The sequence below is a fragment of the Flavobacterium sp. ov086 genome (assembly GCF_900187965.1).
In the GTDB taxonomy this organism is placed as follows: Bacteria; Bacteroidota; Bacteroidia; order Flavobacteriales; family Flavobacteriaceae; genus Flavobacterium.
Genome location: NZ_FZNL01000003.1, coordinates 387559 through 404982, shown reverse-complemented (window position 1 = coordinate 404982; position 17424 = coordinate 387559). Strand labels below are relative to the sequence as shown.

The 17424-nt window shown below is 33.4% G+C and carries 18 protein-coding genes and 1 tRNA gene; 15 read left to right on the top strand and 4 right to left on the bottom strand.

Features of this window, described 5'->3' with window-relative positions:
• Window positions 1–15 precede the first annotated feature (15 nt).
• Window positions 16–420 carry a thioesterase family protein gene (locus CHB81_RS05430; RefSeq protein ID WP_089350872.1) on the top strand — a complete coding sequence of 135 codons (405 nt, stop codon included), beginning with the start codon at window positions 16–18 and terminating at the stop codon, window positions 418–420.
• Between the two features lie 31 nt (window positions 421–451).
• Here the strand turns inward: CHB81_RS05430 and CHB81_RS05425 are convergent, their stop codons facing one another.
• The 3 genes from CHB81_RS05425 to ribD form a co-directional block, all read right to left on the bottom strand.
• The gene (locus tag CHB81_RS05425) at window positions 452–1084 is read right to left on the bottom strand and encodes a YigZ family protein (protein WP_089350871.1); all 633 of its coding nucleotides are present in this window, start codon (window positions 1082–1084) and stop codon (window positions 452–454) included.
• Window positions 1085–1344: 260 nt separating this feature from the next.
• On the bottom strand, window positions 1345–1947 hold the full coding sequence (locus CHB81_RS05420) for an HAD family phosphatase (protein ID WP_089350900.1): 603 nt from the start codon (window positions 1945–1947) through the stop codon (window positions 1345–1347).
• Complete coding sequence (gene ribD / locus CHB81_RS05415) at window positions 1940–2989, bottom strand: bifunctional diaminohydroxyphosphoribosylaminopyrimidine deaminase/5-amino-6-(5-phosphoribosylamino)uracil reductase RibD (protein WP_089350870.1); 1050 nt, start codon at window positions 2987–2989, stop codon at window positions 1940–1942. Before ribD ends, CHB81_RS05420 begins: the two co-directional genes overlap by 8 nt.
• Window positions 2990–3098: 109 nt before the next feature.
• Between ribD and CHB81_RS05410 the strand changes: the two genes are divergently transcribed.
• Both CHB81_RS05410 and prmC read left to right on the top strand, forming a co-directional pair.
• Window positions 3099–3584, top strand: a complete 486-nt coding sequence (locus CHB81_RS05410) for a GNAT family N-acetyltransferase (RefSeq protein WP_089350869.1) — start codon at window positions 3099–3101, stop codon at window positions 3582–3584.
• Window positions 3585–3667: 83 nt separating this feature from the next.
• Window positions 3668–4522 (top strand): peptide chain release factor N(5)-glutamine methyltransferase, encoded by an 855-nt coding sequence (gene prmC / locus CHB81_RS05405; protein WP_089350868.1) that lies wholly within the window; start codon window positions 3668–3670, stop codon window positions 4520–4522.
• Between the two features lie 267 nt (window positions 4523–4789).
• On the opposite strand, the gene CHB81_RS05400 is transcribed toward prmC, so the two are convergent.
• Window positions 4790–6034: an ABC transporter permease gene (locus CHB81_RS05400; RefSeq protein WP_089350867.1), complete on the bottom strand. Its 1245-nt coding sequence runs from the start codon at window positions 6032–6034 to the stop codon at window positions 4790–4792.
• A 202-nt stretch (window positions 6035–6236) separates the two neighbouring features.
• Between CHB81_RS05400 and hisS the strand changes: the two genes are divergently transcribed.
• From hisS to CHB81_RS05340, 12 genes are all read left to right on the top strand, one after another.
• Window positions 6237–7664 (top strand): histidine--tRNA ligase, encoded by a 1428-nt coding sequence (gene hisS, locus CHB81_RS05395; protein ID WP_089350866.1) that lies wholly within the window; start codon window positions 6237–6239, stop codon window positions 7662–7664.
• Window positions 7665–8001: 337 nt separating this feature from the next.
• A tRNA-Trp gene (locus CHB81_RS05390) sits at window positions 8002–8072 on the top strand.
• 499 nt (window positions 8073–8571) lie between these two features.
• Complete coding sequence (locus tag CHB81_RS05385) at window positions 8572–9150, top strand: nucleotide exchange factor GrpE (protein ID WP_089350865.1); 579 nt, start codon at window positions 8572–8574, stop codon at window positions 9148–9150.
• Window positions 9151–9230: 80 nt separating this feature from the next.
• Entirely contained in the window at window positions 9231–10340 is a 1110-nt protein-coding gene (gene dnaJ / locus CHB81_RS05380) for a molecular chaperone DnaJ (protein ID WP_089350864.1), read from the top strand.
• Between the two features lie 166 nt (window positions 10341–10506).
• Window positions 10507–11427 carry an ABC transporter ATP-binding protein gene (locus CHB81_RS05375; RefSeq protein WP_089350863.1) on the top strand — a complete coding sequence of 307 codons (921 nt, stop codon included), beginning with the start codon at window positions 10507–10509 and terminating at the stop codon, window positions 11425–11427.
• A gap of 101 nt (window positions 11428–11528) precedes the next feature.
• Window positions 11529–12845: an ABC transporter permease gene (locus tag CHB81_RS05370; RefSeq protein ID WP_089350862.1), complete on the top strand. Its 1317-nt coding sequence runs from the start codon at window positions 11529–11531 to the stop codon at window positions 12843–12845.
• Window positions 12846–13034: 189 nt separating this feature from the next.
• Window positions 13035–14198 (top strand): sigma-54 dependent transcriptional regulator, encoded by a 1164-nt coding sequence (locus CHB81_RS05365; protein WP_089350861.1) that lies wholly within the window; start codon window positions 13035–13037, stop codon window positions 14196–14198.
• 51 nt (window positions 14199–14249) lie between these two features.
• The gene (locus tag CHB81_RS05360; protein WP_089350860.1) at window positions 14250–14915 is read left to right on the top strand and encodes a DEAD/DEAH box helicase; all 666 of its coding nucleotides are present in this window, start codon (window positions 14250–14252) and stop codon (window positions 14913–14915) included.
• Window positions 14916–14933: 18 nt separating this feature from the next.
• Entirely contained in the window at window positions 14934–15749 is an 816-nt protein-coding gene (locus CHB81_RS05355; protein WP_089350859.1) for an alpha/beta hydrolase, read from the top strand.
• Between the two features lie 30 nt (window positions 15750–15779).
• The gene (locus CHB81_RS05350) at window positions 15780–15998 is read left to right on the top strand and encodes a DUF2007 domain-containing protein (protein WP_089350858.1); all 219 of its coding nucleotides are present in this window, start codon (window positions 15780–15782) and stop codon (window positions 15996–15998) included.
• Window positions 15999–16027: 29 nt separating this feature from the next.
• Window positions 16028–16831, top strand: a complete 804-nt coding sequence (locus CHB81_RS05345; RefSeq protein ID WP_089350857.1) for a Cof-type HAD-IIB family hydrolase — start codon at window positions 16028–16030, stop codon at window positions 16829–16831.
• Window positions 16832–16836: 5 nt separating this feature from the next.
• Window positions 16837–17364 carry a GNAT family N-acetyltransferase gene (locus tag CHB81_RS05340; RefSeq protein WP_089350856.1) on the top strand — a complete coding sequence of 176 codons (528 nt, stop codon included), beginning with the start codon at window positions 16837–16839 and terminating at the stop codon, window positions 17362–17364.
• The last annotated feature ends 60 nt before the right edge of the window (window positions 17365–17424 follow it).

The following is a 17424-nucleotide window of genomic DNA, read 5'->3' as shown; positions in this document are numbered from 1 at the left end:
TTTAATCAATAAATAATGAAAAATCATCAAACGCAAGTGCGTGTTCGTTACTCAGAAACGGATCAAATGGGAGTTGTTTATCACGGGAATTATGTCCCGTATTTTGAGATAGGACGCGTGGAATGGCTTAGGAACAAAGGGATTTCGTATAAAAGTATGGAAGAAAGCGGAATCGGATTGCCAATTGTTTCTATGCAAATAAATTATAAAAAATCAGCGCGTTACGATGAGCTGTTAACGATTCATACAACTTTCAAAAGTCAATCATCTGTTAAGATCGAATTTGACTGCGAGATCTATAACGAGGCAAATGAGTTATTAACAACTGCAGTGTTTATTTTAGTATTTATTTCGTTAAAAACGGGTCGACCAACAGCACCTCCGGATTATATTTTAGAATTGTTTAAAACTCTTGTATAATTGTTAAAACGAGGTACGTTTTAATGTTAATTCATATAATTTTAATATCGATTTCAAACATTAAATCAAAAATGTCGAATATAGATTCGGCATTTTTTTTGCGTGTTTTTGTCGATATTTTACCAATCGGAAGACCGGAATCTTCATTAATTTCCATTTCCTGAGACGTAATTTCTAGTTTTTTTTCTTTAATAACCCTCATTACTTTATTCATGTTTTTATAATCAAAAGAGATTAAAAACTGAATATCAATTGTTTTTTCGACAATTTCGCAAATTTCAAGAGTCATTTGCGCAGTAGTTTTGTAAGCGGCAATCAAACCGCCAACGCCAAGTTTAACGCCTCCAAAAATACGAACTACAACAACTAAGACATTTGTTAGGCCAAAAGATTGAATTTGCCCATAGATTGGTGCACCTGCAGTATTGCTGGGTTCGCCGTCGTCGTTAGCTCGATAAGAGATTTTTGGAGCTGTGCCTAATTGATAAGCATAGCAAAAATGTACCGCATGCGGATGTTGCTTCTTTAGATTTTCGATGATAGGTTTTACTTCCTCTTCATTTTCTATAGGAAAGGCATAGCCGAAGAACTTGCTTCCTTTTTCCTTAAAAAGCACTTCTTCAGATTCAAAAGCAATGGTTTGATACGTATCGTTATATTCCAAAAGTAAATTTCTAAATTATGATTAATGTTTTCTTTGATACAGATTAAAAAGATTAATGTGATTTTTTTTGCCACGAATTTCACGAATCTACACGAATTATTTTATTTTATCACAAAGCTTTGGAATATTGCATCCTTTATAAAAGGTAACAGCTTTGCGTAAACCTTTGCGCTCTTTGCGGTTAAAATACGCCACAATTATAAAATCATTTTAATCTGTGAATCCCGATAGCTATCGGGAGTGGCAGAAACATGCGTTAGTTACAATATTTTTTTATCAAATAAATCAACAACATCTTCCTGACCAACTTGCAAATTCCAAACATGAAGACCTAAAGCAGCGGCAGCATCTGTGTTTTCTTTTTTATCATCCACAAATAAAGTTCGTTTTGGAGATAATTCGTGTTTGTTTATTACATATTGAAAAACATCAGCGTTTGGCTTTCTCATTCCTATCTCAAATGAAAAATATACTTTTTCAAAACATTGATAAAAATCGCTGTAAAATGAAATTCCGCTTTTATTCTCGAAAGTTTCAATATGAATCGAATCGGTATTACTCAATAAAAACAATCGGTATTTTTGAGAAAGCAATTGTAAAAACTCTAATCGATACAACGGGAAATCTGCTAAAATAGCATTCCAGGCTTCAAGGATTTCTTCGATAGAAGCGTTTGGAAGCTCTTTCTGGAAACCTGCCAAAAAATCAGCATGCGAAATATCTCCGGTTTCAAACAAAAGGTTCAAACGATCAAATTCTGAATTCCATTCTGTCATTCCTAATTTCTGCAATCCAGACATAGTTGCTTGTTTGTCTAAATTGATAAAAATATCTCCAAAGTCAAAAATTATAGTATCAATCATGATTTCTAACATTTATTAATTCATCATTTTGAATGTAGGTTTTTGTTACATTTTTCATTTGAAGAATTGGTGCTTTTGTTCCGTTTCCGAAAATTGTTTTTCCAACAAAAATCCGGGCTTCGTCCCAAATATTCTGATCTATAAAAGATTGTAAAGTTTGTAAGCCGCCTTCTATAATAATAGACTGAATCTGATTTTGATATAAAACTGCTAAAATCTGCGGTATTATATTTTCATTAAAATCAATTACTTCAAAGGTAGTGTTTTCTGCTGAAAGGCTAATTTCAGATTTCGTAAATATGATGGTTTTAATGCTGTCATCAAAAATAAAACTGTCTTTTGAGATTCGGTTGTTTTGGTCTAAAACAACTCTCACAGGATTATTTCCGGACCAATCCCTAACATTTAATTTAGGATTGTCGTCAATAACAGTTTTTGTTCCAACTAAAATTGCCTGCTCTTCACTGCGCCATTTATGAACCAATTGTCTGGAATATTGATTGGTAATCCAAACCGGTTTTCGATCCTGATTAGTCTCTTTTTCGGGAGACAAAAAGTCGTCCTGACTTTGAGCCCATTTTAATATGATATAAGGTCTTTTTTGCTGATGAAAAGTAAAGAAGCGTTTGTTGAGTTCATAGCATTCTTTTTCTAAAACACCAACAACAACATTTGCTCCTGAAGCAATTAATTTTTTGATTCCGTTTCCGGCTACTTTTTCATTAGGATCAACGGTTCCAACAACTATATTCGGAATTTTGTGCTCTATAATTAAATCGCAGCAAGGAGGTGTTTTTCCAAAATGACTACACGGTTCTAAACTCACATAAATTGTAGCTTTTTTTAAAAGCGATTTGTCTTTTACAGATCGAACAGCATTGACTTCGGCATGTGGTTCACCGGCTTTCTTGTGCCAGCCTTCACCAATGATTTTGTCTTCATAAACAATTACACTTCCAACCATCGGATTTGGATATGTAGTTCCAAACCCATTTTGTGCCAATTCGATGCAGCGTTTTATATATTTTTCATGTATATTCACGGTACAAAAGTAGTTATTTTTGTTTAGTTCATAATTGTTATTGGAGTAGTTAAGGAACTATCAAAAAAGTATTTTTACTTTTGTATATAAGTCGCACGAATAAAGAAATATGGAAAATTGGATTATTAGAACAATTAAAAAAGAAGACAATCAAGCAGTTGCGAAATTAATACGATCGGTTTTTGACGAAATGGAAATTCCGAAAGTTGGTACAGCATACGAAGATCCGTGTTTAGATTTAATGTTTGAAGAATATTGCAAGCCAAAATCGGCTTATTTTGTAGTAGAAAGCGAAGGTAAAATTGTAGGTTGTGCCGGAATTGCGCCTTTAGAGAATGGAGATCCTAAAATTAGTGAGTTGCAAAAAATGTATTTTTTACCGGAAACCCGCGGTTTAGGAATTGGAAGTAAAATGATGGAAAAATGTTTAGATGAAGCAAGAAATTTTGGTTTCGAAAAATGTTATATCGAAACAATGCCTTTTATGCACGCCGCTCAAAAATTATATAAAAAATCAGGTTTCGAATATTTAGATGCGCCATTAGGAAATACGGGACATTGTTCTTGCCCGGTTTGGATGTTGAAATTGTTGTAAAAGAAAGTGTAACAAACTTGGTTTTATGATACTTATTGGAAATAAATTAACTTTTGCTCAAAAGTAATACTCAAACACACGGAATGAAAATCAAACAATACCGTACTCAATTTATAAAAGAATTATCGCCTTTTTACGATGCATACGAAGCAGAAAGTTTTTTCTATTTAATTTTAGAAGACAAACATCAATTACGACAAATTGATTTGGCTCTAAATCATGAACTGAGTTTTTCTGAAGATGATTTTGTGGTTTGGGATTCATTTTTAGCGCAATTAAAACAAGAAGTTCCGATTCAGTATTTACTTGGGAAAACTAATTTTTATGGATTGGATTTTGAAGTAAATGAGAATGTTTTAATTCCTCGTCCGGAAACAGAAGAATTAGTAGAATGGATTATCAAGGAGAATACCATAAATGATCAATCAAAAAAAATAAAAATTCTGGATATTGGAACGGGTAGTGGATGTATAGCAATTTCATTGGCTAAAAACCTTCCAAATGCTGAAGTTTATGGTTTTGATGTTTCTAAAAAAGCGATCGAAACAGCCAAAAAAAATGCAATAAACAATAAAGTAGATGTTACTTTTATGATTCAGGATATTTTAGAGTTAGAACAATTGAAATATAATTTTGATATTATTGTTTCGAATCCACCTTATGTTCGCAATTTAGAGAAAGAAGAAATCAAAAAGAATGTTCTGGAATATGAGCCACATTTGGCACTTTTTGTAGATGATAATGACGCTCTGATTTTTTATCGAAAAATTGCCGAATTGGCTAAAAATAATTTTGTAGAAAACGGACAATTGTATTTTGAAATTAATCAGTATTTAGGCAAGGAAACAATTGATTTACTTGAAAATATGGATTTCAAAAACATCGAATTAAGAAAAGATATCTACGATAACGACCGTATGATTTCCTGCAAGGTTTAAAAACAATACATTTAAGGAAATTTGAAAAAGCATTTTTGCATTCCGATTTCCTGTGATCCTATTAATTTTTTTTAGGAGCTAATCCCGCACCCGAGCCTGAAAGTGCGAACTGGCGAAGCAATCCGTTTCAATCTTTTATGCCTCCCGAAGCCTCGGGGGGCATAAAAGATTGTAGCGAATAGCAGGAATAAAGTTCTTTATAAATGATTAAGTTCTGCTTCAAATATTTACGATTAAACACTGATAACTGTAACTGAAAACTAAAAATTATTCATAACGTAAAGCTTCAATAGGATCAAGTTTTGAAGCTTTTATTGCAGGATATAATCCAGAAACCAAGGCTACTATAAAACTGGTCGCGAAGGCGGCAAAAATTGCTACCCACGGAATCACAAAAGCAAAATTCATTACTGCTGCAAAAGCTGAACCTACAAGAATTCCAAATACAATTCCGACCAAACCGCCAATTTGTCCAATCAATAAAGTTTCTATAAAAAACTGGACTGAAATCGTGATTTTTGTAGCTCCCAAAGCTTTACGAACACCAATTTCTCTGGTACGTTCCGTTACCGAAACAATCATAATATTCATTAAAGCAATCGATGATCCTAAAATTGTAATAACACTGATGATCCATGCAGCCCAGCCTAAATATTGCGTAATTCCAAGGATTCTGTTAATTAAATCATCGCTTCGGCCAATGCCAAAATTATTATCGCGAACAGGACTCAGTTTACGAACTCTTCGCATGGTACTCGTTGCATTATCAACGGCTTCATCCAAGAGTTCTTTTTTAGAAACCATCACACTCATCGTATAATTGATGTTTGGTGCTGTAAATAAAGATCTTGCTACCTGAATAGGAATCAAAACTCGTAAATCCTGACTGTGACCAAACGTTGAACCTTTTTCTTTAAGAACGCCAATTACTTTAAAACGGGCACCGCGAATCGAAATTATTTTATCAATTGGGTTGACGTCTTTCAGTAAGCCTTTTTCAAAATCAGAACCAACAACACAAGAATAGGTGTTATTGTCAATGTCAAACTGATTGAAGGAACGGCCAGATGTAGTTTCTAAACCTGAGTTTGAAATATAATGTTCGTCGACTCCAAGAATTGTAATTTCCGGATCTGTTTTTTGATCTAAATATTTTACTTCTGCGGTTGATGTTGCAGTAAATGAAAGTGAAGTTTGCGTAAACGGATATTTGTATTTGTTTTTGAAAGCTACAGCTTCAGGATATGAAATGATTGGATTAATGACTTCACGCTCATTTCCGCCACGATTTTTAACCGTATTTTCGTATTGATTGATATTGAAAGTGTTGGCTCCCATTGAAGCAAAATTGGTCGAAACAGTGTTTTCAAGCGCCGTTACAACCGTAAGGATTCCTACCAAAGCAGTAATCCCAATTGCGATAATTAATACGGTAAGAATGGTTCGTAATAATTGTGTTTTGATTGAACCAAAAGCAATTCGAATATTTTCTCTTAATAATTTTAGCATCATGACCAATTTGTCACGAAAATACGTTTTTTGTTACAAGTTTGTTTTCGAACTGGCATTATTTATTTTAAAAAATAAGATATTTGCAGACGATTTACGGTTTTTTACAAAATCAATAATCAATAAGAAATTAATGTTATGATTTTTTGAGATAAAGATTGGAAAATAATCTAAAATCAGAAATCTAAAATCTAAAATAAGAAAAATGGCTTCAAAACCAAGTATTCCACAAGGAACAAGAGATTTTTCACCTGCAGAGGTGTCAAAACGTCAATATATTATTCAGACCATAAAAAATAATTTTGAAAGGTTTGGTTTTCAGCCAATTGAAACGCCATCTTTTGAAAATTCAGATACTTTAATGGGGAAATATGGGGAAGAAGGTGATCGTTTGATTTTTAAAATATTAAACTCAGGCAATTTTTTCTTCAATAAAAATAAAATTGAATTACCGGAATCTATCGAATCTTTACAAGTTAATTCGGCTGAAACAATTGACCTTAATCAAAGAATTGAGCTGAATAAGTTTACAGGGAAAATTTCTGAAAAAGCTTTGCGTTACGACTTAACAGTTCCGTTTGCGAGATACGTGGTACAGCACCAAAATGAAATTGAATTTCCATTTAAAAGATATCAAATTCAGCCGGTTTGGAGAGCTGACAGACCGCAAAGAGGGCGTTACAGAGAGTTTTATCAATGTGATGCTGATGTTGTGGGTTCAAAATCATTGTGGCAGGAAGTAGAATTGGTTCAATTGTATGATACTGTTTTTACATCTTTAGGATTAGAAGGTGTTACAATTAAAATCAATAATAGAAAGATATTATCAGGAATTGCAGAAGTAATTGGCGCTTCTGATAAATTGATCGATTTTACGGTGGCTCTTGATAAACTGGATAAAATTGGTGAAGACGGAGTTAAAAAAGAAATGATCGAAAAAGGTATTGCCGAAGAAGCTTTGGTTAAAGTTCAGCCGCTTTTTAATTTTACCGGAACTTTTGCAGACAAAATAAATCAGCTTTCAGAATTATTAGCTGAATCTGAAGAAGGAATGAAGGGAGTTGAAGAACTGAAATTTATTTGTGACAATGTGGCAACTTTAGGTCTGGCAACTGCGACATTGGATCTTGATGTGACTCTCGCGCGTGGATTGAATTATTATACAGGAGCTATTTTTGAAGTAGCTGCTCCAAAAACTGTTTCAATGGGTTCTATTGGGGGCGGTGGAAGATACGATGATCTGACAGGGATTTTTGGTTTAAAAAACATGAGCGGTGTTGGAATTTCTTTTGGTTTAGACCGAATTTATCTGGTTTTGGAAGAATTGCAATTATTCCCGGAAACTGTTGCTGCAACATCAAAAGCATTGTTTATTAATTATGGAGATGCAGAAGCTTTATACGCTTCGCAAGCGATTCAGAAATTAAGAAAAGAAAATATAAAAGTAGAATTGTACCCAGATAATGTAAAAGTTGGGAAACAATTTCAATACGCAGATAAGCGTTTGATTCCTTTTGCGGTGATTGCAGGTGATCAGGAAATTGCTTCAAATTCGTACTCTCTTAAGAATTTAGTTTCAGGAGAACAAATTTCAGTTGATTTTGAAGGATTGAAAAATGCTTTATTGGCTTAAGATTTTTAAAGCAAAGCTTAAATTTGTGACGAAATTAACCGCAAAGTACGCTAAGATTTAATTTTACTTCACGTATAGAAAACCCAAAGTTCGCAAAGCTAGATTAACACAAAGCTTTGCGAACTTTTTGTTTTTATAAAACTATACTATTAAAAATCTTAGTGCACTTTGTGGTTATTTGACAAAGTTTTTGTTTTGATAGAAAAATGTGAAATTCGCAAAGCTTTGGGCGTGATTGTGTTAGTGAAATATTGGCCTTTTTGAGCTTAAATCTTTTTTAAATTTGCTTGAAATAATTGCTAGGAAAGAAAAAAAGCTTTTAATTTGTGGCCTTGATACGGGCGTAGTTCAAGGGTAGAATAGCGGTCTCCAAAACCGTTGATGGGGGTTCGAATCCCTCCGCCCGTGCAATATTTTTACCGCAAAGACCGCAAAGATTTCTATCTAAGGTGCTTTCAAAAAAAAAACAAAGTTCGCAAAGCTAAATCAATACAAAGCTTTGCGAACTTTGTCTTTTTATAAAAGCTGAGAGTAAAAAAACTTAGCGTTCTTTGCGGTAATTTTTTTGCTTTACAATTTTTTAGCATTGATTTTTTTAGAGGTAAAAAAGCATAAAAAAAAGCTTCGTCTGAAATAGGCGAAGCTTTTTTTAATATAAGGTAAAGTTGAATTAATAATTATTTATAAAGCCTAGGCTAACCCTTAAATTCAATTTTGATAGGTAATAATTTAGATTCTAATTTTAGTATCTCAAATATAGTATAAACTATAACGTAATAGTCTTAAAATTATACTAAATTTTGTAAAGGCTATTTCGGTTTTTAAAATGCTCATTGTTAATAAAGTGACAATTTGACATTTTAGAAGATTTGGCAGTACTTTTGCAATCCAAAAGAAAGAATAAAAAATGAAGTTTAAGAATATTTTTAAAAATAAAAGTAATATGACTACGGAAAATACAGAATTCGATCAGGAATTAGATGAAGTAACGTTAGAGAACAATGCCAACGGAGAGCAATTGATTGTTGAAGAATTAAGTGTTGAAGAGCAATTGGCTCAAGACTTGGCAAAAGAAAAAGATAAGTTTTTGAGATTATTTGCCGAATTTGAAAATTACAAAAAAAGAACTTCAAAGGAACGTATCGATTTGTTTAAAACAGCAAACCAAGAAGTTTTGTTAGCAATGCTTCCTGTTTTGGATGATTTTGACAGAGCGACTGTAGAAATCAACAAGTCTGACGATGAAAATTTGAAAAAAGGAGTTGAGTTGATTTACGAAAAATTAAAAAGCACTTTGGTTTCTAAAGGTTTAGAGCAAGTTGAAGTAAGAGCAGGTGATGCTTTTAATGCTGATTTTGCTGAGGCAATTACCCAAATTCCAGCTCCGTCTGATAAATTAAAAGGGAAAATTGTTGATGTTATTGAAAAAGGATACAAATTAGGAGACAAAATTATCCGTTTCCCTAAAGTTGTTATCGGAAACTAAAAAATGCAAATAAATATTCTGAAAGTCAATTTTTTAAGTATTGGAATTTGGAATTTTAGATTTGGAATTTAACCTAAATTATGAAAAAAGATTTTTACGAAATACTAGGCATTTCAAAAAATGCTGACGCTGCCGAAATTAAAAAAGCTTATCGAAAAAGTGCTTTAAAATACCACCCGGACAAAAATCCAGGCGACAAAGAGGCAGAAGAAAACTTTAAATTAGCGGCAGAAGCTTACGAAGTACTAAGCGATCCTAACAAAAAAGCGAAATACGATCAATACGGACACCAGGCTTTTGACGGTTCTGGAGGTTTTGGTGGTGGCCATGGCGGTATGAATATGGATGACATTTTCAGCCAGTTTGGTGATATTTTTGGAGGAGGATTTGGTGGTTTCGGCGGAGGCGGAGGTGGCCCTCGTCGTGCTAAAGGAAGCAATCTTCGAATTAAAGTTAAATTGACATTAGAAGAAATTGCAAATGGTGTTGAGAAAAAAGTAAAAGTAAAACGTAAAGTTCAGGCTAAAGGTGTAACATACAAAACGTGTTCGACTTGTAATGGTCAAGGGCAGGTAATGCGTGTGACAAATACTATTTTAGGAAGAATGCAATCTGCGTCAACTTGTCCTACTTGTGGAGGGTCTGGTCAGATTTTAGATAAAAGACCTTCTGAAGCAGATTCGCAAGGAATGGTTCAGGAAGATGAAACGGTATCAATCAAAATTCCTGCTGGAGTTGTTGATGGTATGCAATTGAAAGTTTCTAACAAAGGAAACGACGCTCCTGGAAATAGTATTCCTGGTGATTTAATTGTGGCTATCGAAGAGTTAGAGCATGAATTCTTAAAACGTGAAGGCGAAAACATTCACTTTGATTTGTATATCAGTTTCCCGGAAGCAGTCTTAGGAGTTTCTAAAGATATTGAAGCAATCAACGGAAAAGTTCGTATTAAGCTGGAAGAAGGTATTCAATCCGGAAAAATCTTGAGATTAAAAGGAAAAGGAATTCCAAGTATCAACGGTTACGGAAGTGGTGATTTACTAGTTCATGTTAATGTTTGGACGCCAAAAACGTTGAATAAAGAGCAAAAACAATTTTTTGAAAATGCTTTAGCAGACGAACACTTTGTGCCAAGTCCTGAAAAATCAGAAAAATCATTTTTCGAAAAAGTAAAAGACATGTTTTCATAAACGGAATTTTTTCTGAAATGTTGAAATAATAAATATAAAAACCCATTCTAGTGTAAATTAGAATGGGTTTTTTGCATTAATAATGTAAAGTTTCGCTACGAATTATTTACTTTTACAGGCGCAATACCACAAAGGTCAAACTGACGCAGAAAATCTTAAAAACAGCATGAGCAACTTACTCGAAGTACATAAAGTCGTAAAACAATACGGTGATTATGTAGCGCTTAACGAAGTTTCATTAAATGTGCCAAAAGGTAGTATTTACGGACTATTAGGTCCAAATGGGGCCGGAAAAACTTCTCTAATCCGAATTATAAATCAAATTACCTTGCCAGATAGCGGCGAAGTGATTTTGGATGGAGAAAGATTACATCCAAAACACGTGCAGACTATTGGATATCTTCCTGAAGAAAGAGGATTGTATACTTCTATGAAAGTGGGTGAGCAATGTTTGTATTTGGCGCAAATGAAAGGACTTTCTAAAGCGGAAGCTAAAATACAACTGGAATATTGGTTTGATCGTTTAGGAATTCAGGGTTGGTGGAACAAGAAAATTCAGGAACTGTCAAAAGGAATGGCGCAAAAAATTCAGTTTGTAGTTTGCGTATTGCATAAACCTAAATTGCTGATTTTTGATGAACCATTTTCAGGATTTGATCCAGTAAATGCAAATGTCATAAAAGATGAAATTTTGGCATTAAAAGAACAAGGAGCAACAATTATATTTTCGACACATCGAATGGAAAGTGTTGAAGAACTTTGTGATCATATCGCCTTAATTCATAAATCGAATAAATTAATTGAAGGTAAACTAAGTGATGTAAAGCGTCAATTTAGAACTAATAGTTTTGAGGTGGGAATTTTGACAAGCAATGTAGAAGGTTTGATGTATGATATTACACAAAAGTTTACTGTTTCTCCGGCTAGTTTTAAATCGCTAAATGATGACTTGAAATTAAATATCCAAATTGGAGATGCAACACCAAATGAGTTATTAAATATGCTGACACAAAGAGGGCAAGTAACCCATTTCGTCGAAAAAATTCCAAGTGTAAACGATATATTTATTCAAACAGTTACTGGATAGATTTTTAGATCGTTAGACTTCTTAGATTCGTAGACTGAATCTGGAAATCTAAAAAAAAATCTGATAATCTAAGAAGTCTAAAAATCTAATTAATCTAAAAAATGAGTATTATTTCGTTGATTATAAAAAGAGAGTTTATTGCAAAAGTTCGCAATAAATCTTTTGTTGTCATGACTTTTTTGAGTCCGTTATTGTTTGTAGCAATTGCTGGATTTATTGGTTATTTGAGTTCGATGAAAGCCGAAACCAAACAAATTGCTATTCATGACGAAACGGGTTTGTTTGTAAATGATTTTGTAAAGGAGAATAAAAGTCAAGCAGAGTTTAAATATCTAAATTTATCTGAAATTGATGTTACTGCTTTAAAAGACAGTATTACCAAAGAAAGTTTTGACGGTTTAATTATTATTCCAAAAACAAGTAATTTAAAAGAATTAGAAAGCAAAATTGAGTTTATTTCGAACAACAGTCCGAGTATTTCTTTTATCGAAAAAACACAAGATGTAATTGCAGAAAAAATTACGAAGATAAATCTCGAAACTGCAAAATTGGATACTTTGGCAATCCAAAAAGCACAATCTGCCGTTAATATTCATTTGGTAAAAGCTTCGGGAGAAGAAAGTTTGAAAGGATTAAATGAAATAAAAATTGGAATTGGCGGCGCATTTGGATACCTGATTATGATGTTTATAATCATTTACGGAAATATGGTAATGCGAAGTGTGATCGAAGAAAAAACGAATCGTATTATCGAAATCATTATTTCGTCAGTAAAACCATTTCAATTGATGATTGGTAAAATTATCGGAACTTCGCTTGCGGGATTATTGCAATTTTTGATTTGGGCGATAATTGGTTTAGGATTAATGTTTGCAGCTTCAGCATTTTTTGGTGTAAACGTTGGTCCAACAGCTAGGATTTCGCCAGAATTGATGCAATCAGCTCAACATGAAATGTCAGGAACGGCACAAATGTATATTAGCGAATTATGGAATTTGCCTATTGCAAGTATCTTAATTGGTTTTGTGATTTATTTCATTGGAGGATACTTTTTATACAGTTCATTTTATGCTGCAATTGGAGCTGCGGTTGACAATCAAACCGATTCTCAACAGTTTCTTTTGCCAATTATTATGCCGCTTATTTTAAGTGTTTATATAGGATTTTTTACAGTTGTAAATGATCCACACGGAACAATTGCCGTGGTATTTTCGATGATTCCGCTTACGTCGCCAATTGTAATGTTAATGCGACTTCCGTTTGGCGTGCCGTGGTGGCAAATCGCAATTTCGGTATCATTATTGTTTGCTACCTTTTTCCTTGTAGTCTGGTTCGCTGCCAAAATTTACCGAATTGGTATTTTGATGTATGGCAAGAAACCAACCTGGAAAGAATTGTATAAATGGTTGAAGTATTAGTTTTGAAGTTGCAGAGGTTCAGAGGTTCAAAGTTGCAAAGGTTTTATTTGTAGCTTAGAATAAATATCTTTAAGTCTATGCAAAACAATATAAGAAATGATAATAATAAAGGTTAAAAGGTACAAAGCGGCAAAGATTTTAAACTTTGTATCTTTGTGCCTTTGCAACTTTGAACCTTAAGAAAAAAGAATGAGTAAAATACTAATTATAGAAGACGAAGCATCGATCAGAAGAGTTTTGGTGAAAATTTTATCAGAAGAAAATGATACGTATCAGGTAGATGAAGCAGAAGATGGCGTTGCGGGTCTTGAGAAAATAAAAAACAACGATTACGATTTGGTTTTGTGTGATATCAAAATGCCAAAAATGGACGGTGTTGAGGTTTTAGAAGAAGTAAAAAAAATAAAGCCAGAAATTCCGATGGTGATGATCTCTGGTCATGGCGATATGGAAACTGCAATTCATACGATGCGTTTGGGAGCTTTTGATTATATATCAAAACCACCAGATTTGAATCGTTTATTGAATACGGTTCGTAATGCTTTAGATAAAAAACAACTTGTAGTCGAGAATAAAATTCTAAAGAAAAAGGTAAGTAAAAACTACGAAATGGTAGGTGAGAGCGAAGCTATTAATCATATTAAAGTGATGATTGAGAAAGTTGCGCAAACAGAAGCGAGAGTTTTGATTACCGGGCCAAACGGGACCGGAAAAGAATTAGTGGCGCATCAATTGCATGAAAGAAGCGAACGCGCTAATTTTCCAATGATTGAAGTAAACTGTGCTGCAATTCCGAGTGAATTGATCGAAAGTGAATTGTTTGGTCACGTAAAAGGAGCCTTTACATCAGCAGTAAAAGATCGTGCAGGAAAGTTTGAAGCGGCTGATAAAGGAACTATTTTCCTGGATGAAATTGGAGACATGAGTCTTTCGGCGCAAGCCAAAGTTTTACGAGCTTTGCAAGAAAGTATGATTACCAGAGTGGGAGCCGAGAAAGATATCAAAGTTGATGTGCGTGTTGTGGCTGCAACTAATAAAGATTTAAAAACAGAAATTGCCGAAGGTCGTTTCCGTGAAGATTTATACCATCGTTTGGCTGTGATTTTGATTAAAGTTCCGCCATTGAATGAAAGACGTGATGATATTCCGGCGTTAATTACTCATTTTACAGAGAAAATAGCTTCGGAGCAAGGAAATGCTGTGAAAGTATTTTCGGCGCAAGCCATAAAATTATTGCAAGAATACGATTGGACAGGAAACATCCGTGAACTTCGAAATGTTGTCGAAAGATTAATCATTTTAGGAGGAAACGAAATTTCTGAAACTGACGTGAAAATGTTTGCAAGTAAATAATGATTTTAATTTTCAATCTGAATTCTAAAATCTAAATTCTAAAATTAGAAGATGAAACTAAAAAAAATAAACGAGAAATTACAAGACGCTTTAATTGAAAATGGTTTAACAGAAGCAAATATCTTGCAGCAAGAAACTTTTTCGACGATAAAAAGTGGTGCAGATTGTATTATTCTTTCTCCGGCAGGAACCGGAAAATCGACAACAATTGTATTAAATGTGATTCAGCAATTAGCTGGTCATACAGAAGAATCTCCACGTGCTTTGATTTTTGTAGAAGATAAAGCTAAGGTATTAGAAATGGAAGCGCTTTTTGAGAAATACGGGAAATATTCTAAACTGGAAGTTTATGGCGTGCATGACAAAGGTGATATGGATTATGATAAAAACTATATTTCTACAGGAATTGATGTTTTGATTGGTACGCCAAATAAACTAAGCGACATGTTTACAACGGCAGGCTATAATGTAAACCGTTTAAAAATGTTCATTCTGGATGATACTGATCCTATATTGAAACTACGTAATGAAACTAAAATTATGCGTATTTCAAACAGTATCACAAAAACACAGCGTATTATTTTTGCTGAAACATTGACAGAACGTATTGAAATTCTGGCAGACAAAATGTTGTTGGAACCTTATTTGTTTGATATGGACGAAGAAGGTGAAGAAGAGCTTGACGAAGAAGAGGATCAAATCGAAGAGGAAGAATAATTGATTTAAAAAGCATTTATGGAGATATTGAAAACCTTTAAATTTTTAACGATTGTTCTTTTAGCATTTTTCGTTGTAATTTATGTGGTTATTGTTTCCTATGTTTATTTCAATCAGGTTGGAATGGTTTTTCAGAGTGCAGCTCTTTCGAAAGATTATCAATTTGAGTATCAGCAAAAGTTTGAAGAATTAAATATAAAGTCATTTGATGGAATAAACCTGAATGGACTTTTGTTTAAATCGGAAAAATCTAAAGGCCTTGTTTTTTATCTTCATGGAAATGCGGGAACACTAGAAACCTGGGGTAAAATAGCAAAAACATATACCAGTTTAGGGTATGATATTTTTATTTTAGATTATCGAAGCTTCGGAAAAAGTGAAGGTATAATTGAAAATGAAGAGCAGTTAAATAAGGATATTTCTATTGTCTATAAAATATTAGTAAAGCGATATCCTGAAAATAAAATCATTATTGCGGGTTATTCGATTGGTTCGGGACTCGCAGCAATATTGGCTTCAGAGAATAAGCCGAAAGCTTTAATTCTGCAGTCTCCGTATTATAGTTTTGCAGAATTATCGAGTACAAAAGTTCCTTTTTTTCCTGATTTCATGAAAAAATTTGATTTAGAAACGTATAAATATTTGCCCAAAATTAAAATGCCAATTTATATTTTCCATGGAATGGAAGATCAATTGATTCCTTATGAAAATTCAGTTCGATTGAGTAAAGAATTAAAATCAAACGGGCATTTTTATCCTTTAAAAGCGCAGGGACATATGGGAATGAATGAAAATAGTGATTTCCAAAAGCAGTTAAAAATAATTTTAGAATAAGAATTAAATAATTATAAAAAATAGAATGTCATGGGATTAATGAAGGTGTATTCAGGAAGCGAAGTTTTAGCACTTGCATTGCAAGAAAGATTAGAAGAAGCTGGAGTAGAGACAGTAAAAAAAGATAATATCCAATCTGCACGTTTAGGTGGTTATGGAGGATCAGATTTAGCGGTTGAAGTATTTATTCAGGAAACAGATTTTGCAAAAGCAAATCCGGTTATTGAGGATTTCAGAATGAGTATTTAAGCTCTGTTTTTTAATTAGAAAAAAATATAATGCAATATAAAATGCTGGTGCTCGACATGGATGATACCCTGTTGACAGACGATCATAAAATTTCGGAGCTTAATAAAAAAGTGATTCTTGAAGCTCAGGCAAAAGGGGTTTATGTGGTTTTAGCTTCAGGCCGACCAACATCGGCAATGACTGCTTATGCTAAAGAATTAGAACTGGACTTGAACAATTCTTATATAATTTCGTTTAACGGTGCTATAATTAGTAGTGCTAAAGACGACACTGTTTTGTTTGAACAGAAATTAACGCTAGAGCAAATTCGTGATTTATACGATTATAGTGTAAAAACGAAAACGCATATTATCACGTATGTAGATGGTGAAATCATAAGTGAAACAGATTCTGAGTATATCGAAATCGAAAAAGAAATTACGGGATTACCACACAATAAAGTGTCAAGCTTTAGAGATGCAGTAACAGAACCTACAGTGAAATGTATTTTATTAGCTGAGCCTTCTTATCTAAAAGAATTAGAGAGCGATTTAAAACAAGCAATGCCATATTTGAGTATTGCAATGTCAAAACCTTTTTTCTTAGAAGCGGCACAAAATGGAATCGATAAAGCAGCAAGTATAAAAATCTTAGCAGAGAAATTAAACATTCATCAAAGTGAAATTATTGCCGTAGGAAACGCAGGAAATGATTTAACAATGATAGAATATGCCGGACTTGGAGTTTGGGTTGATAATGTAACGCCTGAATTGCGTGACCGAGCTGATATAATTGTAGCGTCAAACAATGACGATGGAGTTGCTGAGGTTGTACAACGCTATATTTTAAATTAATTTTTATGAAAGGACCAATAGAAACAGAACGTTTATTATTAAGAGAATTTCTCCTGACAGACGATATAGGACTATTTGAATTAGAATCTAATCCGAATGTGCATCTTTTTGTAGGGAAGAAGCCGATCACGCATATTGACCAAAGTCGGGCTTATATTGACTTTTTACATAAACAATATGCAGATTTTGGTACTGGTCGTTGGGCTGTTATTCTAAAAGAAACTGGTGAGTTTATTGGCTGGTCCGGAATAAAATTTATTACAAATGAAATCAATAATCATAAAGATTTTTATGAAATAGGATATCGTTTTATCGAAAGACATTGGGGAAAAGGTTATGCGACTGAAGCAGGAAAAGCCTTTATAGATCAAGCTTTCAATGTAATGAAAGTAGATGCGGTTTACGCTTACGCGGATCCAGGAAACGAAAACTCAAGAAAAATTTTAGAAAAGCTAGGTTTACAGTATGTAAATGCTTTTGAATATGAAGAAGAATTAGAAGTTTGGTATGAAATGAGAAATCCAAACTTATAAGTAACTAAGAAATGCGTTCCAAATCTTTGTAAACTTAATCTCGTTTAAGATTTACAAAGA